This window comes from Streptomyces sp. BE20 (assembly GCF_036322525.1).
GTDB lineage: Bacteria > Actinomycetota > Actinomycetes > Streptomycetales > Streptomycetaceae > Kitasatospora.
In genome coordinates this window covers 1-316 of the sequence record NZ_JAQYWW010000232.1, presented here as the reverse complement: position 1 = coordinate 316, position 316 = coordinate 1, and the positions used below count along the sequence as shown (strand labels likewise).

Genomic DNA, 316 nt, shown 5'->3' with positions numbered 1-316 from the left:
CGTCCACAGGTCACGGCGGAAGACGTCGCCGACGCCGTTGGTGTCGCCGGGCACCAGGGTGGCGGCCGCCGAGGCGAAGTAGACCCGGCGGCTGTCGGCGGTCCTCACGGGGGAGTGGGACTGGCCGTCCCCGGCGCCGGGCGCGCCGGCGTGGGCCGAGCTGCCCAGGTCGGTGGTCTCCGGGAGGAGGGCGCGTACGAAGATCTGCGGCTGGGTGTCGCCGCTGACCAGGGCCGTGTCGGAGCTGCAGAGCGCGTCGCGCCCGTCGGGGCTCAGTCCGCCGTCGAGGGCGCCGTACTTCTTGCCGTCGGGGCCG

Annotated in this window: 1 pseudogene; it reads right to left on the bottom strand. The window is 75.9% G+C overall.

Features of this window, described 5'->3' with window-relative positions:
• Positions 1-316 (bottom strand): annotated as a pseudogene (locus PUR61_RS01205) (hypothetical protein); the annotation flags it as partial.